Source organism: Streptomyces sp. NBC_01275, assembly GCF_026340655.1.
Classification (GTDB): Bacteria; Actinomycetota; Actinomycetes; order Streptomycetales; family Streptomycetaceae; genus Streptomyces.
The window spans coordinates 4035675-4061456 of sequence record NZ_JAPEOZ010000001.1; the positions used below are offsets into that span (position 1 = coordinate 4035675).

Annotated in this window: 22 protein-coding genes and 1 pseudogene; 14 read left to right on the forward strand and 9 right to left on the reverse strand. The window is 71.0% G+C overall.

All coding sequences use genetic code 11. The features are described from left to right. The first annotated feature begins 20 nt into the window (after positions 1-20). Entirely contained in the window at positions 21-596 is a 576-nt protein-coding gene (locus OG562_RS17625) for a 5-formyltetrahydrofolate cyclo-ligase (protein WP_266398700.1), read from the forward strand. Between the two features lie 117 nt (positions 597-713). Here the strand turns inward: OG562_RS17625 and OG562_RS17630 are convergent, their stop codons facing one another. Beyond that, positions 714-3500 (reverse strand): penicillin acylase family protein, encoded by a 2787-nt coding sequence (locus OG562_RS17630; RefSeq protein WP_266398702.1) that lies wholly within the window; start codon positions 3498-3500, stop codon positions 714-716. A 206-nt stretch (positions 3501-3706) separates the two neighbouring features. On the opposite strand from OG562_RS17630, the gene OG562_RS17635 reads away from it, so the two are divergent. From OG562_RS17635 to mscL, 6 genes are all read left to right on the forward strand, one after another. After that, complete coding sequence (locus tag OG562_RS17635) at positions 3707-5260, forward strand: potassium/proton antiporter (RefSeq protein ID WP_266398705.1); 1554 nt, start codon at positions 3707-3709, stop codon at positions 5258-5260. Between the two features lie 275 nt (positions 5261-5535). Next, positions 5536-6792: an MFS transporter gene (locus OG562_RS17640; protein WP_266398707.1), complete on the forward strand. Its 1257-nt coding sequence runs from the start codon at positions 5536-5538 to the stop codon at positions 6790-6792. 68 nt (positions 6793-6860) lie between these two features. Next, positions 6861-7190: an FmdB family zinc ribbon protein gene (locus OG562_RS17645; protein ID WP_266398708.1), complete on the forward strand. Its 330-nt coding sequence runs from the start codon at positions 6861-6863 to the stop codon at positions 7188-7190. 119 nt (positions 7191-7309) lie between these two features. Next, entirely contained in the window at positions 7310-8143 is an 834-nt protein-coding gene (locus OG562_RS17650; protein ID WP_266398710.1) for an S-methyl-5'-thioadenosine phosphorylase, read from the forward strand. 195 nt (positions 8144-8338) lie between these two features. Next, positions 8339-8905 (forward strand): hypothetical protein, encoded by a 567-nt coding sequence (locus OG562_RS17655; RefSeq protein WP_266409348.1) that lies wholly within the window; start codon positions 8339-8341, stop codon positions 8903-8905. Positions 8906-9043: 138 nt separating this feature from the next. After that, positions 9044-9523 (forward strand): large conductance mechanosensitive channel protein MscL, encoded by a 480-nt coding sequence (mscL, locus tag OG562_RS17660; protein WP_266398713.1) that lies wholly within the window; start codon positions 9044-9046, stop codon positions 9521-9523. A 106-nt stretch (positions 9524-9629) separates the two neighbouring features. Here the strand turns inward: mscL and OG562_RS17665 are convergent, their stop codons facing one another. Next, positions 9630-9842 carry a hypothetical protein gene (locus OG562_RS17665; protein WP_266398716.1) on the reverse strand — a complete coding sequence of 71 codons (213 nt, stop codon included), beginning with the start codon at positions 9840-9842 and terminating at the stop codon, positions 9630-9632. Positions 9843-9898: 56 nt separating this feature from the next. On the opposite strand from OG562_RS17665, the gene OG562_RS17670 reads away from it, so the two are divergent. The 5 genes and pseudogenes from OG562_RS17670 (at position 9899) to OG562_RS17690 (ending at position 15410) form a co-directional block, all read left to right on the forward strand. After that, on the forward strand, positions 9899-11107 hold the full coding sequence (locus OG562_RS17670; protein WP_266398718.1) for a low temperature requirement protein A: 1209 nt from the start codon (positions 9899-9901) through the stop codon (positions 11105-11107). Between the two features lie 41 nt (positions 11108-11148). Continuing rightward, entirely contained in the window at positions 11149-12198 is a 1050-nt protein-coding gene (locus OG562_RS17675) for a P1 family peptidase (RefSeq protein ID WP_266398720.1), read from the forward strand. Between the two features lie 328 nt (positions 12199-12526). Next, positions 12527-13044: pseudogene (gene cpt / locus OG562_RS17680) on the forward strand (chloramphenicol phosphotransferase CPT). A 155-nt stretch (positions 13045-13199) separates the two neighbouring features. Continuing rightward, positions 13200-14420, forward strand: a complete 1221-nt coding sequence (locus OG562_RS17685) for an Ig-like domain-containing protein (protein WP_266398722.1) — start codon at positions 13200-13202, stop codon at positions 14418-14420. 243 nt (positions 14421-14663) lie between these two features. Beyond that, positions 14664-15410: a DUF6227 family protein gene (locus OG562_RS17690; RefSeq protein WP_266398724.1), complete on the forward strand. Its 747-nt coding sequence runs from the start codon at positions 14664-14666 to the stop codon at positions 15408-15410. A gap of 75 nt (positions 15411-15485) precedes the next feature. Here the strand turns inward: OG562_RS17690 and OG562_RS17695 are convergent, their stop codons facing one another. The 5 genes from OG562_RS17695 to OG562_RS17715 form a co-directional block, all read right to left on the reverse strand. Then, the gene (locus tag OG562_RS17695; protein ID WP_266398725.1) at positions 15486-15719 is read right to left on the reverse strand and encodes a hypothetical protein; all 234 of its coding nucleotides are present in this window, start codon (positions 15717-15719) and stop codon (positions 15486-15488) included. A gap of 90 nt (positions 15720-15809) precedes the next feature. After that, on the reverse strand, positions 15810-17963 hold the full coding sequence (locus OG562_RS17700) for a fructose-specific PTS transporter subunit EIIC (protein ID WP_266398727.1): 2154 nt from the start codon (positions 17961-17963) through the stop codon (positions 15810-15812). 121 nt (positions 17964-18084) lie between these two features. Continuing rightward, positions 18085-19032, reverse strand: a complete 948-nt coding sequence (gene pfkB / locus OG562_RS17705) for a 1-phosphofructokinase (RefSeq protein WP_266409349.1) — start codon at positions 19030-19032, stop codon at positions 18085-18087. Positions 19033-19076: 44 nt separating this feature from the next. Then, positions 19077-19838: a DeoR/GlpR family DNA-binding transcription regulator gene (locus OG562_RS17710; RefSeq protein WP_266398729.1), complete on the reverse strand. Its 762-nt coding sequence runs from the start codon at positions 19836-19838 to the stop codon at positions 19077-19079. Between the two features lie 234 nt (positions 19839-20072). After that, positions 20073-21521 (reverse strand): MFS transporter, encoded by a 1449-nt coding sequence (locus OG562_RS17715; RefSeq protein ID WP_266409352.1) that lies wholly within the window; start codon positions 21519-21521, stop codon positions 20073-20075. A 185-nt stretch (positions 21522-21706) separates the two neighbouring features. On the opposite strand from OG562_RS17715, the gene OG562_RS17720 reads away from it, so the two are divergent. Further along, complete coding sequence (locus OG562_RS17720) at positions 21707-22714, forward strand: YafY family protein (RefSeq protein ID WP_266409355.1); 1008 nt, start codon at positions 21707-21709, stop codon at positions 22712-22714. 6 nt (positions 22715-22720) lie between these two features. Here the strand turns inward: OG562_RS17720 and OG562_RS17725 are convergent, their stop codons facing one another. Then, positions 22721-23422 (reverse strand): TetR/AcrR family transcriptional regulator, encoded by a 702-nt coding sequence (locus tag OG562_RS17725; RefSeq protein ID WP_266409356.1) that lies wholly within the window; start codon positions 23420-23422, stop codon positions 22721-22723. Between the two features lie 638 nt (positions 23423-24060). Then, the gene (locus OG562_RS17730; RefSeq protein ID WP_266398730.1) at positions 24061-25059 is read right to left on the reverse strand and encodes an RNA polymerase sigma factor RpoD/SigA; all 999 of its coding nucleotides are present in this window, start codon (positions 25057-25059) and stop codon (positions 24061-24063) included. 171 nt (positions 25060-25230) lie between these two features. Here OG562_RS17730 and OG562_RS17735 point away from each other — a divergent pair, with 171 nt between their 5' ends. Continuing rightward, a complete protein-coding gene (locus OG562_RS17735; RefSeq protein WP_266398732.1) occupies positions 25231-25749 on the forward strand; it encodes a GNAT family N-acetyltransferase in 519 nt (172 codons plus the stop codon). Positions 25750-25782: the final 33 nt, after the last annotated feature.

Sequence of the window (25782 nt, forward strand, 5' to 3'; positions counted from 1 at the left end):
GAGCGGAGTCTGACAAACATATGTTGCGGCGAGAGTTCCTCGCCGTGAGGAACAGGTTGACGGCGGATGACGTGCGGGCGGCGGGCGACGCACTGGCCGCACATGCCCTGGAACTGCACGAGTTGGCGCACGCGCGCGTGGTGGCGGCGTACGTCTCGGTGGGAGCCGAGCCCGGCACCCTGGCGCTGCTGGACGCGCTGCGCGCCCGGGGCGTACGCGTCCTGCTGCCCGCGCTGCTGCCCGACAACGACCTCGACTGGGGCGCGTACGAAGGCAAGGGTTCGCTCGCGCGCGTGCGCCACGGCGGGAAGATGGCCCTTCTGGAGCCCGTCGGCGAGCGCCTCGGCCCGGACGCCGTGACGGGCGCCGACGTGGTGCTGCTGCCCGGGATCGCGGTCGACGCGCGGGGCAGGCGCCTGGGGCGCGGCGGAGGCTCCTACGACCGGGTGCTGGCGCGACTGGAGCAGGCCGGCGCGCACCCCTCGTTGGTGGTGCTCCTGTACGACGCGGAGGTCGTCGAGCGCGTCCCCGAGGAGGCGCACGACCGGCCGGTGCAGGCGGTGGTGACGCCGTCGGGGGTGCGCCGCTTCACCTGAACCCATGAACCCCGTGAACTCCATGAACACAGAACGCACGGACGCACGGACACGTGCCCGGACACGCGAAGGGGCCCTCCACGCGCGCGTGGAGGGCCCCTTGGTCCGACGTCCGGCTCAGGGTTTGAGCACGAGAGTGTCACTGGTACTGGCGTCGACGGCCTTCTCGGAGAAGGACCAGTCGAGGAGTTCGCCCTTGGCCCACTTGCCCGTCTGGTCGGTGTAGTGCGCGCTGAAGGCGTGCCCGGAGGCGCCCGTCAGGTTGATCCACTTCGACTTGTCGGGATCGTCGAGGTTGACCACCATGCGCATCGACGGCACCCAGACGACGCCGTAGCCGCCGGCCGCGTTCCAGCCGGTCGCGTTGACCGTGCCCTCGCCGCCGCTGAGCTTCCACGGGCCGCGGTTGAGGATGTACTGGAGGGCGCCGGGGCCGCTGGTGCCCAGGGTCTGGTTCTTCAGGAACAGGCGGTGCAGCCGGCCCCAGCTCCAGGTGTCGATGTCCTTGCCGAGCTTGGCGGTCAGCTCCCAACGGGCGTCGATCATGGCGCGCTCGAACAGCTTGTCGCGGTCGTGGACGGCCTTGGGACGGGTGCCCGACGCGGGCGTCGTCCACCAGTCGCTGTCCTTCTTGTCCAGCAGGTTGCGCACGACCTGGAACCAGCGGTCGCCGCCGTCCGGCTGCGCCTGGTCGGCGTCACGCTGGCCGCACTCGCGGACCTTGTCGGTGTCGTCGACCGGGCCGGTGCTGTTGACCGGGTCGACCCACAGGCACTGCCCCTCGACCCGCAGCTCCTTGGGCAGCTTGTTGCCGAAGGCCAGCTTGAGGATGTTGCGCCAGACCGCGTTGAAGTAGGCGGCCGCGGCCGAGTCGGCGTCCTGGGTGTAGCCCCAGCCCTGGAGCAGCTTCTGCGCCTCACGAACGTCCGGGTCGTCGGGGTTGAGCTTCAGCAGGATGGGCACGAGCAGCTGGGCGATCTCGCTGCTGTTGTCAAGCTGCATCTGCCGCATGTCGTCGGTGGAGATCTTGCCGCCGCCCTTGATCTTCCCCTCGATCAGGTCGGTGATGCGCTGGCTGCGGGCGCCGTAGCCCCAGTCCGTGGTGAGCGTGTAGGGGTAGTCCTTGCCGACCACGGCCTGATTGGCGGTGACGATGTAGCCGCGCTCCGGGTCGTACTCGTAGGGCAGCTCGTCGAACTTGATGAAGCCGGTCCACGCGTACTTGGATTCCCAGCCCGGCACCGGGATCGAGCCGTCGTCGCCCTTCGCGCGCGTGGGGATCTTTCCGGGCAGCTGGTAGCCGATGTGGTTCTTGGTGTCCGCGTAGACCAGGTTCTGCGAGGGCACGTCGAACAGCTTCGCCGCATCGCGGAAGTCGTTCCAGTCGGTCGCCCGGTCCATGGCGAAGACGGCGTCCATGGTGGTGCCGGCCTTCAGCGCGGTCCACTTCAGCGCCACGGCGTAGCCGTCGCCGCGGTCGGGCGCCGCATTGTCGACGGTGGCCTTCTTGCCGACCTTCACGAGCTCGTCGTCGCGGTCGGACAGCAAGGGCATCTCGTCCTCGGTCTGCCGGACGACGATCTTCTTGGACGCGCCGCCGGCGACCTTGATGGTCTCCTCGCGCGTGGTGAAGGGCCTGACCTTGCCGTCGTACAGGTAGCCGTCGCCGGAGAGCTTCTCCAGGTAGAGGTCGGTGACGTCGACGCCGGAGTTGGTCATGCCCCAGGCGATGTCCTGGTTGTGGCCTATGACCACGCCGGGCATGCCCGCGAAGGTGTAGCCCGTGACGTCGTACTGGCACTTGCTGGAGACCGTGCGGCAGTGCAGGCCCATCTGGTACCAGACGGAGGGCAGCGAGGCCGACAGGTGCGGATCGTTGGCGAGCAGCGGCTTGCCGGTGATGGTGTGCTTGCCGGCGACGACCCAGGAGTTGGAGCCGATGCCGCTGCCGTTCACGCCGACGGCCGCGGGGAGGTCGTCCAGGACGTCGTAGAGGCCCGAGAGCTGGCTCGTGAGGCCCGAGGAGGACGAACTCGACCCGGACGTCCCCGAGGTCCCCGACGTGCCGCTCGTGGAGCCGCTGGTGCCGCTCGAGGCGCTGTCCTGCTTGAACGTCTCGGAGAGCTCGTCGTACTGGCCCTCCTGGACGATCGTGTTCGGCTCGTCGTCCTCGCCGACCGTGTACGGGTACTGCGGGTACAGGTCGGCGATCTGCTGCGGGCCGAGACGGCTGGTCATCAGGGCGCGGTCGATCTCGTCCTGCATGTTGCCGCGCAGGTCCCAGGCCATCGCCTTCAGCCAGGACACCGAGTCGACCGGGGTCCACTCGGCGGGCTTGTAGTCGTTGGTGAAGCCCAGGGCCGCGTACTCCAGGGAGATGTCCGCGCCGTCCTTGCCCTTGAGGTAGGCGTTGACTCCCTTGGCGTACGCCTGGAGGTACTGCTTCGTGGAGTCCGACAGTTCCTCGTCGTACTCCTTCTTCGCCACGCGGTCCCAGCCCAGGGTGCGCAGGAACTCGTCGTTCTTGACCTGGCTCTTGCCGAACATCTCGGACAGGCGCCCGGACGTCATGTGACGGCGTACGTCCATCTCGTAGAACCGATCCTGCGCCTGGACGTAGCCCTGCGCCATGAACAGGTCCGTGTCGGAGGAGGCGTAGATCTGCGGGATGCCGTAGCCGTCCCGCTTGACGTCGACGGGCCCGGAGAGGCCTTCGAGCGTTATCGAACCCTTGGTCTGCGGGAAGGAGGCCCGGACGGTGCTGATGGACCAGTACGCGCCGTAGGCGATGCCGCCGATGATGGCCAGCACCAGTACGAGCACGATCAGACGGGCTTTGCGCCCCTTCTTCCTGCCGGACTTGCCGGGCTTGTCACCCGATGTGGCGGTGGTGTTGGGGGGCATCGCTGTCCTTGCTGTCCTAACGCGAGCGGCAGGCGGTCCTGGAGTGCTGGAGCAACCATAGGCGCAGGGCCTCGCGCCACTTGACGCGGAGTCGGGTACCGGCACGGAAGGATGTTCGATCTTGCCTCGCCATGCGTCAAGAAATCGTCAAGAGTTAGGTAAGGTAACGAAGTAGTTGGGTACAGAAGCGCCCCGCTTCGTGTCCGATGTACCTGTGCGCCCGCGCGCGTGACGCGCGCCGTGGAAGGGAACAGCCCCTGACCGTCCACCACCTCAACCAGCTTCTGCTCGTCTGCTCGCTCGTCCTGCTCGTCGCCGTCGCAGCGGTCCGGATCTCCTCGCGCAGCGGGCTCCCCAGCCTGCTCGTGTACCTGGGCATCGGCGTCCTCATGGGCCAGGACGGCATCGGCGACATCCACTTCGACAATGCCGAGATGACCCAGGTCATCGGCTACGCCGCCCTGGTCGTGATCCTCGCCGAGGGCGGCCTCGGCACGAAGTGGAAGGAGATCCAGCCGGTCCTGCCGTCCGCCTCCGTGCTGGCGCTGGCCGGGGTCGCGGTGAGCGTCGGCGTCACGGCCGCGGGCGCGCATTACGTGACGGGACTGGAGTGGCGGCAGGCGCTGATCATCGGCGCGGTGGTGTCCTCGACGGACGCGGCGGCGGTCTTCTCCGTCCTGCGCAAGATCCCCCTCCCCACGCGCGTGACGGGCACGCTGGAGGCCGAGTCGGGCTTCAACGACGCCCCGGTGGTCATCCTGGTGGTCGCCTTCTCCACGGCGGGCCCCGTGGAGCACTGGTACGTGCTGCTGGGCGAGATAGCGCTGGAGCTGGCCATCGGCGCGGCCATCGGCCTCGCGGTGGGCTGGCTGGGCTCCTGGGGGCTGCGGCACGTCGCCCTGCCCGCCTCCGGCCTCTACCCGATCGCCGTCATGGCGATCGCGCTCACGGCGTACGCGGCGGGCGCGCTGGCGCACGGCAGCGGCTTCCTGGGCGTCTACCTCGCCTCGATGGTCATGGGCAACGCGAAGCTGCCGCACTGGCCCGCCACACGCGGGTTCGCCGACGGGCTCGGCTGGATCGCCCAGATCGGCATGTTCGTCCTGCTCGGCCTGTTGGTCACCCCGCACGAGCTGGGCGACGACGTGTGGCCCGCGCTGGTCATCGGCCTGGTGCTGACCATGGTGGCCCGTCCGCTGAGCGTGGTGCTGTGCCTGACGCCGTTCCGGGTGCCCTGGCAGGAGCAGACGCTGATGTCCTGGGCCGGGCTGCGCGGCGCCGTGCCCATCATCCTGGCGACGATCCCCATGGTGAGCGGCGTGGTCGGCAGCCGCCGCATCTTCAACATCGTCTTCGTCCTGGTCGTCGTCTACACGCTGATCCAGGGCCCGACGCTGCCCTGGCTCGCCCGCAAGCTGCGCCTGGGCGAGGACTCCGAGGCCGCCGACCTCGGAGTCGAGTCGGCGCCGCTGGAGAGACTGCGCGGGCATCTGCTGTCCGTCGCGATCCCCGAGGGCTCCAAGATGCACGGCGTCGAGGTCAACGAGCTGCGCCTGCCGGCCGGGGCCGCCGTCACCCTCGTCGTACGGGAAGGAAAATCGTTCGTTCCGCTGCCGACGACGGTGCTGCGGCACGGCGACGAACTCCTCGTCGTCGCCACCGACCCCGTCCGCGACGCGGCCGAACAGCGCCTGCGGGCCGTGGGCCACGGCGGCAAGCTGGCCGGCTGGCTGGGCACGGGCGGACGGGGCGCACGTTAAGTGCGCGTTTCGCACCGTTCACACCCCAGCCAATCGGAGGCCATCAGCTCCGTGGTGCTCATTTTCACAGGTACGGCGGACATCGACCCCTGTACGATGAAGGCGCACCTTGATCGAACCAACTCTGCCTGACGCAGAGCTGGCGCGACCGTATGGCGGCCGGAACGCTTCCTCAGTGACGCCGGTATCTACCGCAGTAGCGCAAGAGGACAGCTCTCGGCGCCCCTCGCCCGCACAGTGGGGTCGCGCTACCAGGCGGCAGAAAGGCACGGGCCGTGGCATCCACGGTCTCCATCGGATACGGACAGCTGCTGCGCACCCGCGGCGCATGGACGTTCCTGCTGCCCGGCTTCGCGGCACGCCAGCCGTTCGCGATGCTCACCATCTCCATCGTGCTGCTCGTCCAGCACACCACCGGCTCGTACGGGGCGGCGGGCGCCGCCGCGGCGGTCACCGGCGTCTCCATGGCGCTGTGCGCGCCCTACAGCGGCCGTCTCGCCGACCGCTACGGGCAGCGCGCGGTGCTGATCCCGGGCGTTCTCGTGCACACCCTGTCGGGCCTCACCCTGACCGCGCTCGCGCTGTCCCACGCTCCCCTGTGGGCGCTGTTCGCGGCCGCCGCGCCCACGGGCGCCTCGGTCCCGCAGATCGGGCCCATGGTGCGCGCCCGCTGGGGTGTGACGCTGAAGGACTCGCCTCTGCTGACCACCGCGGCCGCCTTCGAGTCCGTCACCGACGAGCTCACCTTCGTCTTCGGCCCCCTGCTGGCGACCGCCCTGTGCACTGCCGTGAACCCGGCCGCCGGCCTGGTGACGGAGGCCGCGCTCACCCTGGTGGGCGGTCTGCTGTTCGCCGCGCAGAAGAGCACCCAGCCCCAGGTCCACCTCGCCGGGCACGCGCGCGTGGAGCACGCCTCGGCATTGAGCGTCCCCGGCGTGCGCGTGCTGATCGTGACCTTCCTGGGCATCGGTTCCGTCTTCGGCGGCATGCAGGTGTCGCTGGCCGCGTTCACCGAGTCGATCGGCGAGCCCGGCCTGAACGGCGTCCTGTACGGCACATTCGCCGCCGGCAACATGCTCTCCGGCCTGGTCTGCGGCGCCGTCGCCTGGAAGGCCGCCCCGCAGCAGCGCCTGGTCGTCGGGTACGCCGCACTGGCGCTGACCGCCTCCGGCCTGTGGGCCGCGCACTCGGTGCTCGTGCTGGCCGGCCTCGGCCTCCTGGTCGGCATGTGCATCGCGCCCGCCCTGATCACCGGCTACACACTGGTCGAGGGGCTGGTCCCGGCCGGGGCGCGCACCGAGGCGTTCACCTGGCTGACCGGCGCGGTGGCGCTAGGGCAGGCGGTGGCCGTGACGGTAGCCGGGCAGCTGGAGGACCGCTTCTGGGGCGGCGCCGGGTTCCTGGTGCCGATGGGCGGCACCCTGTTGGCCCTGGGCACCCTGTTGGCGCTGCGTTCACAGCTCGCGGCGCGCCCCCGCGGCCGTACTGTCGCACGTGGCGTCGGTCACCGCGTGCCGGTGACAGTGGACTGATCCCGGGGAATGCGTCAGTATGGACCGTCGTTAGCACTCATTGAGTGAGAGTGCCAGGAGGAAGACAAGTGCCGACCTACCAGTACCAGTGCACCGAGTGCGGCGAGGGCCTCGAGGCGGTGCAGAAGTTCACCGACGACGCCCTGACCGAGTGCCCCAACTGCGGTGGCCGCCTCAAGAAGGTGTTCTCCGCGGTCGGCATCGTCTTCAAGGGCTCCGGTTTCTACCGCAACGACAGCCGCGGCTCCTCGTCGAGCAGCTCGCCGGCCACGTCGAAGTCGTCCTCGGAGTCGAAGTCCTCGGACTCGAAGCCCTCCACCTCGTCGACGTCGTCCTCGGACTCGAAGTCGAAGTCGTCGAGCACGGGCTCCTCGTCCAGCAGCAGCTCCGCCGCGTAACCCTTATTGCTTAAGGGACCCCTCTGTCGTACGGCGGAGGGGTCTTCGGCGTGTCCGGCTCTTTCCTGCCTCTCCGGGGACGGTCCCGCGTGTTTTCGGTGCCAGCTACTGTGCGGGGCATGGCGAACGCAGAGATCGGCGTAATCGGCGGCTCGGGCTTCTACTCGTTCCTCGACAACGTGACCGAGATCCAGGTGGACACCCCGTACGGGTCGCCCAGCGACTCCCTCTTCCTCGGCGAGATCGCCGGCCGACGGGTGGCCTTCCTGCCCCGGCACGGACGTGGACACCATCTGCCGCCCCACCGGATCAACTACCGGGCCAACCTGTGGGCCCTGCGCTCGGTCGGAGTGCGCCAGGTCCTGGGCCCGTGCGCCGTGGGAGGCCTGCGCCCCGAGTACGGGCCGGGCACGCTGCTGGTGCCGGACCAGCTGGTCGACCGTACGAAGTCGCGGGTGGGGACGTACTTCGACGGGCTGCCCCTGCCCGACGGCACGGTGCCCAACGTGGTGCACGTGTCCCTGGCCGACCCCTACTGCCCCACCGGGCGCGCGGCGGCTCTGAAGGCGGCGCGCGGCCGGGAGTGGGAGCCGGTGGACGGCGGGACGCTGGTCGTGATCGAGGGGCCGCGGTTCTCCACCCGTGCCGAATCGTTGTGGCATCAGGCGCAGGGCTGGTCGGTGGTGGGCATGACGGGCCATCCGGAGGCGGCGCTCGCCCGTGAACTCGAGCTCTGCTACACGTCGTTGACCCTGGTCACCGACCTCGACGCGGGCGCGGAGTCCGGGGAGGGCGTGTCGCACGAGGAGGTGCTGCGGGTGTTCGCGTCCAACGTGGACCGGCTGCGGGACGTGCTGTTCGACGCGGTGGCCGCGCTGCCCTCGACCGGAGAGCGGGACTGCCTGTGCACGAACGCGCTGGGCGGGCTGAACCCGGGGTTCGAGCTGCCGTAGCGCGGCGCGACGGGGCGTCGGCGAGGCGTCGGCGAGGCGTCGGCTAGGCATGGGCAGTGCCTCGGCGGGGTGGAACTCATCGTTCGGGTGAGCGAGTTGTCCACAGCCGCGGGTCTGTCCACCAGCTCCGGCGGGCGGCGGCGGAAAGGCTCATCGTGGATCATCGCGGCTTCGCAGGCCGGTCCCTCGTCGCAGGTGGTGATCCCGTTGTCCCTTCGTCCTCCCTCCGCTCTCCCCGTCCCTCCGCGGTGCGAGGTGCCGCAGTTCGCCCCCGTGCGGGTCCGAGGCGGGTGGTACGGGCTGCACCGGCTGGTACGCAACCGTCGGCGGGCCCTCGCGCTGGGCCTCGCTGTCACCGCCGCCGCGCTCGTGGCGGGGGGACCGGGGAACAGCGGTCCCGCGCGCGGGCATCCGGACAGCGGCGCGCACACCTGCGCACAGCATGCGGCGAACGCCCCCGCCCCCGGGCGCCCCGCCGCCCGGACGGTGGCGGCCCCGGTACGGATCGCGGACGCGGAGACCGTACGACTCCTACGGCCCGGCGACCGGGTCGACGTCATCGCCGCCGAGCAGCCGGCGGTGGGGGACGGAGAAGCCCGTGTCGTGGCGCACGGGGCTCGCGTGTCGAAGGTGCCGGAGCCGCTGTCGGCAGTCGGTGGGGGTGACGGCGGCGCGCTGGTCGTGCTGTCGGTGCCCCCGTCCACCGCGGCCCGTCTGGCGGGCGCGAGCGCAACGGCCCGGCTGACGGTGACCCTGTGGTGAATCTCATCGTCCGCGTGCTGCGCGGATTGCTGTCAAGCCCCTCGTTCGAGCTACGGAATTGGACACGCTGGCCTCATCTTGACGTAGGTTGCGGAGCTGTTCGTTCCACAACCCGTAAAAATGAGGAGTGTCCCCGAGGTGAGCGAGAAGAAGAAGGATCCGAGCCTCTGGCAGGGCTTCAAGGCCTTCCTGATGCGCGGGAACGTCGTCGATCTGGCAGTCGCGGTGGTGATCGGCGCGGCCTTCACGAACATCGTCAACTCGGTGGTGAAGGGACTGATCAACCCGCTGGTCGGGGCGTTCGGCACCAAGAACCTCGACAACTACAGCTCGTGTCTGAAGGACCCGTGCAAGGTCGCGGCGGACGGCACGGTGACGAGCGGCGTGCCGATTCTGTGGGGCTCCGTCCTCAGCGCCACCCTCACCTTCGTGATCACCGCGGCGGTCGTCTACTTCCTGATGGTGCTGCCCATGTCGAAGTACCTGGCGAAGCAGGAGGCACGCAGGAAGGCGAAGGAGGGCACGCAGGAGGTCATCGAGGTGACCGAGCTGGAGGTCCTGAAGGAGATCCGCGACGCGCTGATCGCCCAGCGCGGCTCCGGGCACGACGGGCGCTAGCGGGACTGCCCGGTGCCCGGCGCGCGGCGAAGGCGCTGCTCGGAGCGGCCCTGCGGGCGGTGCTGCGCGGGGCCCGCGGGGTTCGGCTGGGTGGGGCCCGCGGGGTTCAGAGGTGGTGGGGCGGCTTCTCGTCGAGGAAGCGCTTGAGGTCGGCCGCGCTGTCGGCGGACGCGCCCGGTCGCTCGCCCCACCCGCGGTCCGTGTCGTCCGAGGACTGCTGGTCCAGCGGGTCGTCGAAGATCAGCGCGGCTTTCGGCCCACGCGGCTCACGTGGCTCGTTCGGGTCACGCGGGTCGGGGGCGGCGGCAGGGGTGCTCATGCCTCCAGGGTACGGTCAGCGCGATTTTCCGGCGGTTATCTGTTGTGCTGGGGCCCATGACGTCCAGCCACGACTCCACCGCACCGCTGCGCAGGCTCACCGCGCGCGGGCCGGGCGAGGCGCATCGGGTCGCCTCGCCGCTCGAGCTCTTCTTCGACCTGTGCTTCGTCGTGGCCATCGCCCAGGCGGGCGTCCAACTGGTGCACGCCGTGGCCGAGTCCCACGCGGGCGAGGGAATCCTCAACTACGCGATGGTCTTCTTCGCCATCTGGTGGGCCTGGATGAACTTCACCTGGTTCGCCTCGGCGTACGACAACGACGACATCCTGTACCGGCTCGTCACGCTGCTGCAGATCGCCGGCGTCCTGATCCTCGCGGCGGGGGTCTCCCGGGCGTTCGAGGACCACGAGTTCGTGGCCGTCTGGTTGGGCTACGCGATCATGAGGTTCGCGTTGAGCTCGCAGTGGCTGCGGGTCGCGTGGTCGGCCGAGGGCGCGGAGCGGACGATGGCGCTGCGGTACGTGGGCGGGGTGCTGATATGCCAGGTCGGCTGGCTGGGGCTGCTGCTCCTGCCCGAGGACGGCAGGCTGTGGCTGTTCTTGGTGATGGCGCTGTTGGAGATGTGCGTGCCGCTGTACGCGGAGAAGGATCATCCGACCTCCTGGCATCCGCATCACATCTCGGAGCGCTACGGGCTGTTCACCATCATCGTGCTGGGCGAGACGATCGCCGCGGCCACGGTCGCCGTGAAGTCGGGCTTCGACGAGAACGACGAGTTGGGCAAGGTGCTGCCGATCGCTGCGGGCGGCCTGTTGACCATCTTCGCGGCCTGGTGGATCTACTTCGTGGTGCCCATCCACGGTCATCTGCGCTCCAGCAGGCAGGCGTTCCTGTGGGGCTACGGCCACTACGTCGTCTTCGCCTCGGCGGCGGCGATCGGGGCGGGTCTGGAGGTGGCGGTCGAGCAGGCGGTGGGTCAGGCCTCGATCTCGACGCTCGCCGCGTCGGCCGCCGTGACCCTGCCGACGGCGCTGTACCTGATCGCCGTCTGGGCGCTGCACGCCCGCCACTACAAGGTGGGCCCTGCCCAGCAGGCGGTGCTGCCGGTCACCGCGCTGCTGGTGGTCTGCTGCACCTTCCTGGGCGGCTGGGCGGTCCTCGCGGCCGGCCTGGTGTCGGCGCTGGCGGTGGCGACCGGGGTGACGCTGACGGCGCGCGCCGCCGCACGGGAGGGCGCGGCGCGGACTTCGAGCGCGGCGGTGTGACACCCACCGTGCGCGGTGCGGACTGGGCGAGACTGGCCGGCATGACAGTTGACGCTCTGACGGACGTCGCCGGCCTCCGGGTGGGACACGCCACCCGCACCGGCGACGGTTGGCTCACCGGCACCACGGTCGTGCTCGCCCCCGAGGGTGGGGCGGTGGCTGCGGTGGACGTGCGCGGCGGCGGCCCCGGCACGAAGGAGACCGACGCCCTGGATCCGCGCAACGTGGTGCAGCGGGTCGAGGCGATCGTGCTGACCGGCGGCAGCGCCTACGGGCTCGACGCGGCGTCCGGTGTGATGGCCTGGCTGGAGGAGCAGCGGCGCGGGGTGCGGGTCGGGCCCGATCCGGCGCACGTCGTGCCGGTGGTGCCCGCTGCCTGCGTATTCGACCTGGGGCGGGGCGGCGACTTCCGGGCCCGCCCGGACGCGGCCACCGGCCGGGCCGCGGTCGAGGCGGCCGCGGCGACCGAGTTCGGTGCGCGGGTGCGGCAGGGGTGCGTGGGCGCCGGGACGGGCACGGTGGCCGGGGCGATGAAGGGCGGGGTGGGCAGCGCCTCCGTCGTCTTGGACTCGGGGGTAACGGTGGCCGCGCTGGTGGTGGCCAACGCGGCGGGGTCGGTGACGGATCCCGAGACGGGCGTGCTCTACGGGGAGTTGTTCCAGGGGCGCGTCGAGTACCCGGAGGCGCGGGTGCACGAGGCCGCGCGCCGGCGCATCGCCGAGGCCGCCGCGAAGAACCCGCTTCCCCCGCTGAACACGACCCTGGCGGTGGTCGCCACCGACGCGGACCTGTCGAAGGCGCAGGCTCAGAAGCTGGCGGGCACGGCGCACGACGGCATCGCGCGTGCCGTACGGCCGGTGCACCTGCTCAACGACGGGGACACCGTGTTCGCCCTGGCCACGGGTGAGCGCCCGCTCGACCGTGAGCACCCGCTCGCCCTGAACGACATCCTCGCCGCGGGCGCGGACATGGTGACCCGCGCGATCGTACGAGCCGTACGCGCCGCGGAGCCGGTGGACGGACCGGGCGGGGCGTGGCCGTCCTACTCGGAGTTGTACGGGGGCGGTGGAGAGGGGCGGGTGCATGGTTGACGCCCCAGCGTCATTCCCCCGGGCCGACCACCCAGAAGACCTCGCCCGGCTCTCCTGGGCGTCGGCGCCGGAGGACCGCCACTCCACCACTCCACACGCCGCCCCGACGACCACAGCCACGTACCCCACGAACAGGAGCCGGTCAGTCACACGGACAAGTGTGCGGGCGCAGGAGCGCCGAGCAACAGGGGTTCCACGGCGTCCCCGTATGTCACGGCGTCTCTGTAAGCCACGGCGTCCCCCGCAGTCGGGTCGCGTCGGGCCGGGCCGCGAAAACCGTTTCGAGCGCCGTGGCGGTCGCTTCTACCGTGACCTGGTGACGGCTCAGGTGATCGTGTTGAACGGCGGGTCCAGCTCGGGCAAGTCCGGGATCGTCCGGTGTCTGCAGGCGGTGCTGCCGGATCCGTGGCTTGCCGCCGCGATCGACTCGCTGGTGGAGGCGCTGCCGGCTTCCCTGCGGCCGTCGGACGCGGGGATCGAGTTCGCCGCGGACGGCGGCGTGAACATCGGATCGGAGTTCCGGGAGCTTCAGGCGGCGTGGATGGAAGGGGTCGCCGCGATGGCCCGTGCGGGCGCCCGGGTCGTCGTCGACGACGTCTTCCTCGGCGGAGCGAGGTCTCAGGAGGGGTGGCGGCAGGTTCTCGGTGGGCTGGACGTGTTGTGGGTCGGCGTCAGGTGCGAGGGCGCGGTCGCCGCGGGCCGCGAGGTCGCCCGCGGGGATCGGATCCTGGGAATGGCCGCCTCGCAGGCGGAGACGGTCCACCGGGGGGGCTACGACCTGGAGGTGGACACCTCGCGCACGGGTCCCTGGACTGTGCGCGGACCGTCGCCGCCCGAGTCACGTGATCGAGGCGGAAGTGACGCCAGGGCGTGGGTGATTGTCCCGGTTCTGTCACGTCATGGCGTTCGCGGGGGCTGCGGGGAACCTCGGCGGGTGTCGGGGCCCTCCTTCTCCACGTACTGCAGCGAACCACGCCCATCACATGAAGCTGGAGCAGCCCGTGACAACGCCGGACAAAGCAGCGCGCCGCGCACTGGGAGCCTGTGCCGTTCTGGCGGTCGGCGCCCTGACCCTGACCGCTTGCGGCGGGAGCGCCAACGCCAAGAGCGACGACGCCAAGGGCGGCAAGAGCACCGCCAAGACGTCCTCCGCGAAGATCGTCATCTCGGCGAAGGACGGCTCGACGGGCGCGTCGATCAACGCGACCGGCGTGAAGGTCAGCGACGGCACGCTGACCGACGTGAAGATGACGGTCGCCGGGTCGGGGCAGGCCGTGCCGGGCGCGATATCCGCGAACGGCAGCGTCTGGAAGCCGAAGGAGCAGCTGGAGCGCGGGACGAAGTACCAGATATCGGCGACCGCGAAGGATGCGAGCGGCAAGACCGCCGCCGCCAACTCCATCTTCACCACGGTCTCTTCGGCCAACAGCTTCATCGGGACGTACACCCCGGACAACGGTACGACGGTGGGTGTGGGGATGCCGGTGTCGTTCACCTTCGACAAGGTGATCGGCGACAAGAAGGCCGTGCAGTCGCACATCTCGGTCACCTCCAGCAGCGGTCAGCAGGTGGTCGGGCACTGGTTCGGGGCGCAGCGGCTCGACTTCCGGCCCGAGGAGTACTGGAAGGCCGGCTCCAAGGTCACGATGAAGATCGACCTGGACGGTGTGGAGGGCGCGAACGGCGTCTTCGGCGTCCAGGAGAAGACCGTCAGCTTCACCATCGGGCGGTCGCAGGTCTCCACGGTCGACGTGAACACGCAGACCATGACGGTGGTGCGGGACGGGCAGACCCTGAAGACGGTGCCGATCTCGTCGGGCAGCGCGCAGCACACCACGTACAACGGGCAGATGGTGATCTCCGAGAAGTTCACGCAGACCCGGATGAACAGCCAGACGGTCGGTCTGGGCGGGGAGTACGACATCCCGGATGTGCCGCACGCGATGCGGTTGACGCAGTCCGGCACCTTCATCCACGGCAACTACTGGTACAACAAGGGCAATCCGCCGTTCGGTCGCGAGGGCACCAGCCACGGTTGCGTCGGGCTCGCGGACGTGCAGGGCGCGCAGGGCGACACGCCCGCCAAGTGGTTCTACGACCACTCGCTGATCGGCGACGTGGTGATCGTCAAGAACTCCCCCGACAAGACGGTGTCCCCGGACAACGGACTCAACGGGTGGAACCTGCCGTGGGCGGAGTGGACCGCCGGGAGCGCCGGGTAGCGTCGGGTAGCGCCGCCCAGGGCCTCCCCCAGAGGTCGCCCGACCTGCTTGACAGAAGCAGGTGTTTCGATGGAACCGGCCGCTGACCGGCGGTTTCTGACAGATCGTCGGGCCGTGCGGGAACTTTCCGTGCGGTCCGCGCGTTTTCCCGGCGTACGTTTTCTCGGTTCCCGGACATGATGTCCGACCGAGGGGCTACGGTATGCACCCACAAGGTGACATGCAGCAACGCCGGGAGAAACCTTGAGCGTTCCGTACGAGACGGCAGCGTACGAACCAGCCGAGTCGCCCGAGTCTCCGGAGGAGCACCTCGCGCGACTCCTCGGTCGTGCCCTGAACTCGTTCGAGCTGCCCGACGACACCGTACGGCGGCTCGACTGCGCGCTGGCGCATGACAGTTCCCTGCACTCCGCGCACCACAGCGCGGGCCTGCACCGGGAGACGTACCGACACACCTGGCTGCTCGCCGACGGCTGTGCGCTCACCCTGTGGGAGCTCGTGCACAACGCCACGCCGGGCAGCGAGCCGCAGCACGAGGTGTACGTCGACGAGGAGGAGCTGCGCGCCGCCACGGCCCGGCTGCCGCTGCCGCCGGACACGCCGGACTTCGAGCTGCCGGTGATGGTGCAGCTGTCCCCGGTCCGCGCACCGCGGCATGTGTACGTTCCGGACGACTCGGCGGACCATGCGCGTCGGCTCCTGCGCCGCGCGGAGAACTCCGACGGGCCGGACCCGGACACGGCGGCGCTGCTGGCGACGGCGTTCGCGCACCAGATCACCCAGGCCTTCGGGCGGCCGTGCCGCGCGGGGCGGATCGGTCTGGGCTTCTCGCTCTACGAGCACGCGTTCCTGCTGGGCGACGGCCAGGAGATCTCCCTGTGGGAGGTCGAGCACACGGCGACGCCCGACGGACGGCACATGTGCGAGGTGTATCCGTCGGAGGCGGAGGCACGGGAGGCGATGGAGCGGCGGGCGGCGCAGGTGTCGTAGGCCGCAGCTGTCGTAAGGCGTGGGGGTCGCGGGCCGCGGGGGCAGCGCAGGGGGCGTAGGCCCGCCCGGGGGTGTTCAGGTGACGTCGTCGAGGCGGCGTACGAGGCCGGTGAAGGCGTCCTGTTCCGCGGGGGTCAGCTCGACGGCCTCCTGGTGGGGGCCTGTCCGACGTCGGTACGGGAGGGCGGTGCGGGCGGCGGCGGAGCGGTTGCGGCGCAGGATGCGGGTCATCCACAGCAGCCAGCCGACGGACGCCGTGCCGAGGACGGTCAGGACCGTCAGCTGAGGAATCGTGAAGAGCTCAGGCATGCGTTCCAGTAGACACGACAGCACGGTCCGGGACGGAAGTCCCGGACCGTGACATATCTGACATCCCTCAGGTCGTGGCTCTGACAGACCTCAGGCCGCGACGGGCTGCTTGGCCTCCGCCGTCGCCGTGGCCATGCCCTCCGGCGCTCCGGAGACCGCCGTCCCGGGAGCCGGCTTGCGCAGGCCCTTGAGGACGACGACCAGGGCCGTCGTGACGCACACGCCCGCCGCGATGGCGACCAGGTAGAGGAACGGGTTGCCGATCAGCGGGACCACGAAGATGCCGCCGTGCGGGGCGCGCAGGGTGGCGCCGAAGGCCATCGACAGGGCGCCGGTGATCGCGCCGCCCACCATCGAGGAGGGGATCACGCGCAGCGGGTCGGCCGCGGCGAACGGGATCGCGCCCTCGGAGATGAAGGACGCGCCCAGGACCCAGGCGGCCTTGCCGTTCTCGCGCTCGGTCTCGGTGAAGAGCTTGCCGCGCACGGTGGTGGCCAGGGCCATCGCCAGCGGCGGGACCATGCCGGCCGCCATCACCGCGGCCATGATCTTCATCGCGGAGTCGCTGGGGCTGGCGACCGCGATGCCGGCGGTGGCGAAGGTGTACGCGACCTTGTTGACCGGGCCGCCGAGGTCGAAGCACATCATCAGGCCGAGCAGGGCGCCGAGGAGGACGGCGTTGGAGCCGGTGAGGCCGTTGAGCCAGTCGGTCAGGCCCTTCTGCGCGGAGGCGATGGGCTTGCCGATGACGACGAACATCAGGAATCCGACGATCGCCGAGGAGATCAGCGGGATCACCACCACCGGCATGATGCCGCGCACCGACGCCGGGATCTTCACCCGCTGGATCGACAGCACCACGCCACCGGCGATCAGACCGGCGGCCAGGCCGCCGAGGAAGCCCGCGTTGATGGTGACGGAGATCGCGCCGCCGACGAAGCCCGGGACGAGACCGGGGCGGTCCGCCATGCCGTAGGCGATGTAGCCGGCCAGGACCGGGACCAGGAAGCCGAAGGAGACGACGCCGATCTGGAAGAGCAGGGCGGCCCAGCTGTCGGTCTGGGTCCACACGAAGTGGTCCATGACCGACGGCGCCTTGTTGATCTTGTAGCCGCCGATGGCGAAGCCGAGGGCGATGAGCAGACCGCCCGCGGCAACGAACGGGACCATGTAGCTGACGCCGGACATCAGCCACGTACGGAGCTTGCTGCCGTAGCCCTCGGTGGAGTCGCCGGCGCGTTCCACCGGGGTGCCCGCGCCTGCGCGCGCTCCGGCGCTCACCTCGCCGCGCGCGGCCTTCCCGCGCACCTCGGTGATCAGCTCGGCGGGACGGTTGATGCCCGCCTTCACGCCGACGTCGACGGTGGGCTTGCCGGCGAAGCGGTCCTTGTCGCGCACGGGGACGTCGTGGGCGAAGATCACGCCGTCCGCGGCGGCGACGACGGCCGGGTCGAGCCGGGTGAAGCCGGCCGAGCCCTGCGTCTCGACGGTCAGTTCGACGCCCGCCTCGCGGCCGGCGTTCTCCAGGGACTCGGCCGCCATGTAGGTGTGGGCGATGCCGGTGGGGCAGGAGGTGACGGCGACGATCCGGAACGGGCGCTCGGCCTCGGCGGACGCGGCCTTGCCAGATGCGGCGGACGTGTCGGTCGTACCCGCACCCGCACCCGCACCCATACCCGGACCCATACCCGGACCCGGACCCGGGGCGGTTGCCGTGGCGGTGTCGGCGGAGGCCGCCGCCGACACCGCCACGGAGTCTTCGGAGGCTCCCCCGGAAGCACCCGCTGGCGCTGCCGCCGGCGCCTCGTCGCCGCGGATCAGCGCGGCCGCTGCCGCCGCGTCGCCGGCCGACCGCAGTGCGTCGGTGAACTCGGCGTTCATCAGCTGGCGGGCCAGCGACGACAGGATCGTCAGATGGGCGTCGTCGGCGCCGGCCGGAGCGGCGATCAGGAAGATCAGGTCGGCGGGGCCGTCCGCAGCGCCGAAGTCGATGCCCTCGGCGCTGCGCCCGAAGGCGAGCGTCGGCTCGGTGACGTGGGCGCTGCGGCAGTGCGGGATGCCGATGCCGCCGTCGAGGCCGGTCGGCATCTGGGCCTCGCGGGCGGCCACGTCGGCGAGGAAGCCCTCCAGGTCGGTCACCCGGCCCAGGGCCGCCATGCGCTCGGCGAGGGATCGCGCCGCCGCTTCCTTCGTTGGGGCGGACAGGTCGAGATCGACCAGGTCCGCGGTGATCATGTCGCTCATCGCGGGCTCCTTCGCACGCGTATCGCCCGGGGTTCGAGGTGGGCGAGGGTGAGGGTGGGGACGGGAGTGGGGGTGAGGGTGGGGCGGGGAGAGACGAGGGCTCCCGGTAACAGAAGGGATGTCATGACACCGGCTCCTTCAGTTCGCGGTCCACCGGCACCTCCGCCGTGACCGTCACCGCCGCCGGGTCCAGGTCGGCCGGGGTCGGCATCACACTGCCGGGCAGCTGGACGGCTGCCGCGCCGTGGGCGACGGCCGAGGCGAGTGCCGCCGGACCGCTGCCGCCGGCGATGAGGAAGCCGGCGAGCGAGGAGTCGCCCGCTCCCACATTGCTGCGTACGACGTCGACGCGCGCGCTCGCGAACCAGATGCCCGTGTCCTCCACGAGCAGCTGCCCGTCGGCGCCCAGGCTGGCGAGCACGGCGCGGGCGCCCATCCCGCGCAGTTCCTCGGCGGCCTTCACCGCGTCGCCCACCGTCGCCAGGGGGCGTCCGACGGCTTCGGCGAGTTCCTCGGCGTTGGGCTTCACCACGTCGGGCCGCTCGCGCAGCGCTTCGAGCAGGGCGCGCCCGGAGGTGTCGAGGGCGATGCGTGCGCCCCCGGCGTGCGCCCGGGCGACGACCTCGGCGTACCAGGACGGCGCGAGGCCCCGGGGCAGGCTGCCGCAGCAGGCGATCCAGTCGGCGTCGCGGGACTGCTCGCGCACCGTCTCCAGGAGCAGTTCCTGCTCGGCGGCGGAGAGTTCGGGGCCTGGTGCGTTGATCTTCGTGAGGACTCCGTCGGACTCCGCGAGCGCGATGTTCGAGCGGGTGGCTCCGGCGACCGGGACCGGCGCGACCTCGATGCCCTGCGCGTCGAGCAGGTCGGCGACCAGCGCTCCCGGCGCACCGCCCAGCGGCAGGACGGCGACCGTGCGCCGGCCGGCGGCCGCCACGGCACGCGAGACGTTCACGCCCTTGCCGCCCGGGTCCATGCGCTCGCCGGTGGCCCGGATGACCTCGCCGCGGTCGAGCGAGGGGACCTCGTAGGTACGGTCCAGGGAGGGGTTGGGGGTGACGGTGAGGATCATGCTCGCCCTGCTCGTGCCGGCCCTGCTCGTGCTCGTCCTGCTGTTCATGCGCGCACTACTTCCGGGCCGCCCTGCTCGATGGCGGCCGCGTCGTCGGGGCTCAGCCCGTTGTCGGTGATCAGCAGGTCCACGTCGCCCAGGTCTCCGAAGCGGGCGAAGTGCTCCTGGCCGTGCTTGGAGGAGTCGGCGAGCAGCACCACCCGGCGGGCGGCCGCCATCGCCGCCCGCTTCACCGCGGCCTCGGCGAGGTCCGGGGTGGTCAGCCCGTGTTCGGCGGAGAAGCCGTTGGCGGCGACGAACAGGACGTCGGCGCGGATCTCGCCGTACGCGCGCAGCGCCCAGGCGTCGACGGCGGCGCGCGTACGGTGCCGTACGCGCCCCCCGACGAGGTGGAGCTGGATGCCGGGGTGGTCCGCGAGGCGGGCCGCGATGGGCAGGCTGTGGGTGACGACGGTGAGCGTCGCCTCCAGCGGGATGGCGGCGGCGAGGCGGGCGACCGTCGTGCCGGCGTCGAGGATCAGCGTGCCCTCGGACGGCAGTTCGGTGAGCGCCGCCTTGGCGATGCGGTCCTTCTCGTCGGCGGAGGCGCCCTCGCGTTCGGCGAGGTCCGGCTCGAAGTCGAGGCGGCCGGCCGGGATGGCGCCGCCGTGCACCCGCCGCAGAAGGCCCGCGCGGTCCAGGGCCTTCAGGTCGCGGCGGATGGTCTCCGCGGTGACCTGGAACTCCTCGGCGAGGGACAGCACGTCTACCCGGCCGCCGTCACGGGCGAGCCGGAGGATCTCCTGCTGCCGCTCCGGTGCATACATGTCCGTTCGCCTCCGACTGATGCCCGAACCTGTTGTTTCTGCTGGTTTCAGTCGGAGGCTACGCCCGGATTTCCGGAAAGTAAACAGGTTCGGACGCGATGTGGGCACAAACGGGCGCGCGCCCTCGTGGAGACGGACGCGCGCCGGGACGGGGAGACGGGCTCAGGGCACTCAGGGCACTCACGGCGCTCACAGCACTCACAGCACTCACAGCACTCACAGCACTCACAGCACTCAGGAAACGAGTTCCGGTGCCTTCTTCTCCGTCAGTCGCCCTTCGTCGAGCCCCTCGCCCGCGCCCTCCACATGCTGGGCCGGTCGCTTCGGCAGGGCGAACATCAGCAGGAAGATGGCGGCCATCAGCAGCGCCACCCAGACCAGGGCGTGCTGGAAGGCGTTCACGAAGGCCGGCCCCACCTCGGCGGACCGCAGCCGGTCGCCGATCACGCCGAAGAAGACCACGGACACCAGGCCGAGGCCCAGCGCGTTGCCCATCTGCTGCACGGTGTTGATCAGCCCGGACGCCGAACCGGCGTGCTCACGCGGGACCTCCGACAGCACCGCGTCCGTCAGCGGGGCCACGATCAGGCCCATGCCGACGCCCATCACGACCAGCGGAAGCGCCATCTGCCAGGAGGCGATGCCGAGGCCGTAGCGCTCGGACTCCCCGATGTAGAGCAGGACGCCGAGCCCCATCAGCAGCGCGCCCGCCTGGAGCACCTTGCGCCCGAAGCGCGGGACCAGCTTCTGGACGGAGAGCCCGGCGGCCGTGGAGACGGCGAGGGAGAAGGGGACCCCGGTCAGACCGGCGTGCAGCGGGCTCCAGCCCAGGCCGATCTGCATGTACAGCGTCCAGACCAGGAAGAACACGCCGAGGCCGACGCCGAAGACGGTCTGCACGGCGATGCCGGCCGCGAAGCTCTTCACCCGGAAGAGGGAGAGCTCGATCAGCGGCGAGCCGTCCCGTGCGCCCTTGCGCCGCTCGTACACCACCAGCGCCCCGAAGACGCCGAGCGCGCCGACCATGGACGCGTACCCCCACAGCGGCCAGCCCAGCTCACGGCCGCGGGTGAGCGGGTAGAGCAGCATGAACAGGCCGAGGGTGACCAGGGCGACGCCGACGAGGTCCAGCCTCAGGGCGCGCGGGGCCTTCGACTCGGTGATGAAGCGGGCGCCGAGGATCAGGCCGACGACGCCGACCGGCAGGTTGATCAGGAAGATCGGCCGCCAGGCGAGGCCGAAGAGGTCCCACTCGGTGAGCAGGGCGCCCAGCAGCGGGCCGGAGACCGCGCCGAGCCCGACGATCGCGCCGAACAGCCCGAACACCTTGCCCCGCTCGTGCGCCGGGAAGGTGGCGTGCACGATCGACAGCACCTGCGGGACCATCATCGCCGCCATGCCGCCCTGCAGGATGCGGGAGGCGACCAGCATCTCCGGGTTCGCGGCGAAGCCGCACAGCGCGGAGGCGAGGGTGAAGCCGCCGATGCCGACGAGGAAGAGCCGCTTGCGGCCGTGGATGTCGCCGAGCCGGCCGCCGGTGATGAGCCCGGCGGCGAAGGCCAGCGCGTAGCCGGCGGTGATCCACTGGATCTGGCCGACGGAGGCGCCCGCGTCCTGCTGGATGGAGGGGATGGCGATGTTGACGATCGTGACGTCGACGAGGTCCATGAAGGCCGCGGTCATCACGATCGCGAGCGCGAACCAGCGACGGCGGTCACCCAGGTCGCCCGGCGCCGCGTCGGGACGGGCCTTCCCATGGGCGGTGGGCGTCGCCTCGGGGACGGGCGTGGTCTCGTTGGAGGTCATGAGAGGACAGTAGGACCGCAATAGGTCAGATCATGTCCTACTTCTACGGCATCCTCGGGTCCATGACGACGGACACTCCGGCACGGCTGCTGCAGCTCCTCTCCCTCCTCCAGACGCCCCGCGAATGGCCCGGCGGCGAGCTCTCCGAGCGGCTCGGCGTGTCCCGCCGTACGGTCCGCCGGGACATCGACCGGCTGCGGGAGCTGGGGTATCCCGTCCAGGCGACCAAGGGCTCGGACGGCGGGTACCGGCTGGTCGCGGGCAAGGCGATGCCGCCGCTCGTGCTCGACGACGAGGAGGCGGTGGCGATCGCGGTCGGCCTGCGCGCGGGGGCCGGGCATGCGCTGGAGGGCGTGGACGAGGCGTCGGTGCGGGCGCTGGCCAAGCTGGAGCAGGTGCTGCCGGCCCGACTGCGCCACCGCGTCTCCACGCTCCAGGCCGCGACCACCCCGCTGACCAGCGGAGACGGAGCGAGCATCGCACCCGAGACGCTGACCGCCATCGCCTCGGCGGTGGCCGGACAGGAACGGTTGCGGTTCGCCTACCGGGCGAAGGACGGCACGGAGTCGCGCCGGCTGACCGAGCCGCACCAGCTCGTGTCGACGGGCCAGCGGTGGTACCTCGTGGCGTACGACCTCGACCGCGCCGACTGGCGGACGTTCCGCGTCGACCGGGTGGCGGACCCGTTCGCGACCGGCGCGCGGTTCGCTCCGCGGGAGCTGCCGACGGGGAGCGCGGCGGAATACCTGCGCCGGTCGATCCGCCGACAGCCGGAGGCATACGAGTACGAGCTCGACGTCGTCTTCGAGGCGTCGGCGGAGTTCGTCGGGGCGCGGCTGCCCGCTTGGCTCGGGCAGCCGGCGGACGACCCGGGGGGCGATCCGGGGGGCGACCCGGCGAGCGACGGCGGGGCCCGGTCCAGCCTGCGGGCGTCGATCACCCATCCGGTGGAGTGGGTGGCGGTACGGCTGGCGATGCTGGGGTGCGAGTTCTCGGTCCGGGGGCCCGGTGAACTGGTGCAGTGCGTACGGGAGTTGGGCGGGAGGTTGAGTCGGGCGGGAGGTGGGTGAGGTGAGTCACCCCGCTGCCCCCTCCGCCCCCTCCGCCTTCTCGCCCTCGCCCTCGCCCTCGCCCCAGGAAATCCCCCGCAGCGCACCGAGGTTGCGCAGTGCCAGTTCGGCCGGGCCGTTCGGACCGGTGGGCGGGAGGTCGGTCGAGGCCCAGCTCTCCACGGCGACCCGGACGACGGCGCTGGCGACCGCCGCGGTGAAGCGCCGGTCGGGGTCAGGGGGGATGGTGGGGACAGCCGGCGCGGCAACGTTGTCGGGGGCCGGAGTCTCCGCCGAGGTCTCCGAGGACGCCCCCTCCCGCCCTACCCGCCCCGCCCGTTCCGCCAGCACCTCCGTGAGCGTGTGCTCCGACGTATGGCAGACCTCCGCCCAGACCTTGCCCAGGGCCGGGCTGGTCTGGGCCAGGCGGATCAGGGTGCGGACCCATTCCCAGGACGCGGCCGACACTCCGAGGCCGGGCGTGAGGGTGTGCCGTAGCGCGTGTTCCAGGGCGTCCGGCAGGGGCAGTTCGGCCGGGGCCTCGCGGACCGCCTCCGCCCAGCGCTGGGCGCCCGCGGCGTAGAGCGGGGCGACGGCCTCCTCCTTGGTGGCGAAGTACCGGTAGAAGGTGCGGGGGGCGATGCCCGCGGCGTGGGCGATGTCCTCGGCGCGGGTGGCCTTGAGGCCACGGCTCACGAAGAGGCCCGCCGCCGCTCTCGCGATCTCCATCCGGGTCGCCGCTTTGCGCCGCTCGGTCAGCGAAGTCGAGGAGTGGGTGGAGGTGGAGCTGATCACATCGGCAGGCTATGCCCATGTGGCACAATCTGCCATCCGGGCGGGCCACCCCGTGGTTCAGGTACGGGGTGCCCCGCCCATCTCAGCGTGCCCGGCGTGTCCGTACACGCCTTTTGTGCGATGTGCGCCCGCAACCCCGGCGGCCCCGCCGCCGTCCTCGTCCTTGAAAAACGAGCCGGGCCCCGGCGCCCAGGGGGGGAGGGCGCCGAAGCCCGGCTCGGGGAGAGTCCCGGCGCCGGGGGGAATGTGCGTCGGGACTTGGCTTGGGTCCGGCCTGGATCCGGCGTGGATCTGACATCGGATCCGGCGTGGATCCGAATCGGGTCCGGCGTGGATCCGGCTCGGAGTGGGACGGAGCTCTGCGGAGGGGCTATCCGGTCTCGAAGGGAAGGCTGCGGGGCGCGGTGGGCCCGAACTCCCGTGCCAACAAGTCTTGTTCCCCCGTCCGGCCACTTGAAGCGGCGTTGTACCGCCATGTTTGCGCGGGCTTCGGCCACCCCGCGCACGCGGGCGGGACCACTCCGCTCGGAGTGCGCCCGCCCGGGCGCCCCGACGTCGCTCCGCCGCCCGTGTTACGCCGCCGCCTCGAAGCCCGTGTCCCGTGCCAGCTTCTTCAGCTCCAGCAGGGCGTGCTTCTCGATCTGGCGGATCCGCTCCCGGGTGAGCCCGTGCTCCTTGCCGACCTCGGTCAGCGTGCGCTCCCGGCCGTCCTCGATGCCGTACCGCATCTTGATGATCGAGGCCGTGCGGGGGTCGAGGCGGCCGATGAGGTCGTCCAGTTCCTCGCTGCGCAGGAGGGTGAGGACGGACTGCTCGGGGGAGACCGCGGAGGTGTCCTCGAGGAGGTCGCCGAACTGGGTGTCGCCGGCGTCGTCGACCGCCATGTTCAGGGAGACCGGGTCGCGGGCCCAGTCCAGGACGTCGATGACGCGCTCCGGGGTGGAGGCGAGCTCGGCGGCGATCTCGGCGGGCTCGGGGTCCCGGCCGTTCTCCCGGTTGAACTCACGCTGGACGCGGCGGATGCGGCCCAGCTCCTCCACGAGGTGCACGGGCAGCCGGATGGTGCGCGACTGGTCCGCTATCGACCGGGTGATCGCCTGACGGATCCACCAGGTCGCGTACGTCGAGAACTTGAAGCCCTTGCGGTAGTCGAACTTCTCGACCGCGCGGACCAGGCCGGCGTTGCCCTCCTGGACCAGGTCGAGCAGGGGCAGACCGCTGCGGGGATACCGGCGGGCGACCGCGACGACCAGGCGGAGGTTGGAGCGGATGAAGACGTCCTTGGCGCGCTCGCCCTCGTCGATCAGGGCCTGGAGCTCCTCGCGGGAGGCGTCCGCCGTGGAGTCCTCGTCTCCGTCGAGGACCTGTCGCGCGAACACACCCGCCTCGATGATCTGCGACAGCTCGACTTCCTTGGCTGCGTCGAGCAGCGGTGTGCGCGCGATCTCGTCGAGGTACATGCCGACCAGATCGCGGTCGGCGATCTCGCCGCCGCGAACGCGAACACTGCGGGCCGCGTCGGCCGTCTCGCCGGAGGCGGACTGACGACGGGCGACGGCACGGGTTGCCATGCGTGCTCCCTTGCGATGGTGGGCTGGCGGGTGGTCCTTCAGACACTCGGCACTCTTCTCGTGTGCCCTGCATCCGATGGAAACAACGACTGGAATCAGGACAGAATTCCCAACCCGCACCCCGATTTTTCTGATCTTGCAGTACCCTGCCCGGCCACATGGGGAGGCGCGATGCCGTCGGAACATACAGAGGTGCAGGTCAGGCCGGGAGTCGAGGGGGATCTCAACGCCCTCACCAGCCTCTACAACCACTACGTACGTGAGACGTCCATCACATTCGATACCGCGGTCTTCACTTCGGAGGAGCGCCGTCCTTGGCTGCTCTCCCACCCTGAAGACGGCCCGTACCGGCTGAAGGTTGCCACCGGCGCGGACTCACAGGAGATTCTGGGGTACGCCACATCCAGCCCTTACCGGCCGAAGGCCGCCTACTCGACCTCGGTGGAGACGACGCTCTACGTCGCTCCGGGCGCCGGCGGGCGCGGCATCGGCACGCTCCTGTACAAGGCGCTCTTCGAGGCGCTGGCGGGCGAGGACGTGCATCGCGCGTACGCGGGCGTCGCGCAGCCGAACGAGGCGTCGGTCCGGCTGCACGAGCGCTTCGGTTTCCGGTACGTCGGGACGTACCGAGAGGTGGGCCGCAAGTTCGGCCGCTACTGGGACGTGGCCTGGTACGAGAAGGACCTTTGAGCCTGGGCTCAGCCCTACGTCACCGCCCAGCCG

Coding starts and splice junctions, on each gene's coding strand:
- OG562_RS17630 (WP_266398702.1), bottom strand. CDS start 3,500: ATGCCCCCCAACACCACCGCCACATCGGGTGACAAGCCCGGCAAGTCC.
- OG562_RS17700 (WP_266398727.1), bottom strand. CDS start 17,963: ATGAGCGACATGATCACCGCGGACCTGGTCGATCTCGACCTGTCCGCC.
- pfkB (WP_266409349.1), bottom strand. CDS start 19,032: ATGATCCTCACCGTCACCCCCAACCCCTCCCTGGACCGTACCTACGAG.
- OG562_RS17650 (WP_266398710.1), top strand. CDS start 7,310: ATGGCGAACGCAGAGATCGGCGTAATCGGCGGCTCGGGCTTCTACTCG.
- OG562_RS17715 (WP_266409352.1), bottom strand. CDS start 21,521: ATGACCGCGGCCTTCATGGACCTCGTCGACGTCACGATCGTCAACATC.
- OG562_RS17665 (WP_266398716.1), bottom strand. CDS start 9,842: ATGAGCACCCCTGCCGCCGCCCCCGACCCGCGTGACCCGAACGAGCCA.
- OG562_RS17735 (WP_266398732.1), top strand. CDS start 25,231: ATGCCGTCGGAACATACAGAGGTGCAGGTCAGGCCGGGAGTCGAGGGG.
- OG562_RS17625 (WP_266398700.1), top strand. CDS start 21: ATGTTGCGGCGAGAGTTCCTCGCCGTGAGGAACAGGTTGACGGCGGAT.
- OG562_RS17670 (WP_266398718.1), top strand. CDS start 9,899: ATGACGTCCAGCCACGACTCCACCGCACCGCTGCGCAGGCTCACCGCG.
- OG562_RS17635 (WP_266398705.1), top strand. CDS start 3,707: ATGTACCTGTGCGCCCGCGCGCGTGACGCGCGCCGTGGAAGGGAACAG.
- OG562_RS17675 (WP_266398720.1), top strand. CDS start 11,149: ATGACAGTTGACGCTCTGACGGACGTCGCCGGCCTCCGGGTGGGACAC.
- OG562_RS17730 (WP_266398730.1), bottom strand. CDS start 25,059: ATGGCAACCCGTGCCGTCGCCCGTCGTCAGTCCGCCTCCGGCGAGACG.
- OG562_RS17720 (WP_266409355.1), top strand. CDS start 21,707: ATGACGACGGACACTCCGGCACGGCTGCTGCAGCTCCTCTCCCTCCTC.
- OG562_RS17725 (WP_266409356.1), bottom strand. CDS start 23,422: ATGGAGATCGCGAGAGCGGCGGCGGGCCTCTTCGTGAGCCGTGGCCTC.
- OG562_RS17710 (WP_266398729.1), bottom strand. CDS start 19,838: ATGTATGCACCGGAGCGGCAGCAGGAGATCCTCCGGCTCGCCCGTGAC.
- OG562_RS17695 (WP_266398725.1), bottom strand. CDS start 15,719: ATGCCTGAGCTCTTCACGATTCCTCAGCTGACGGTCCTGACCGTCCTC.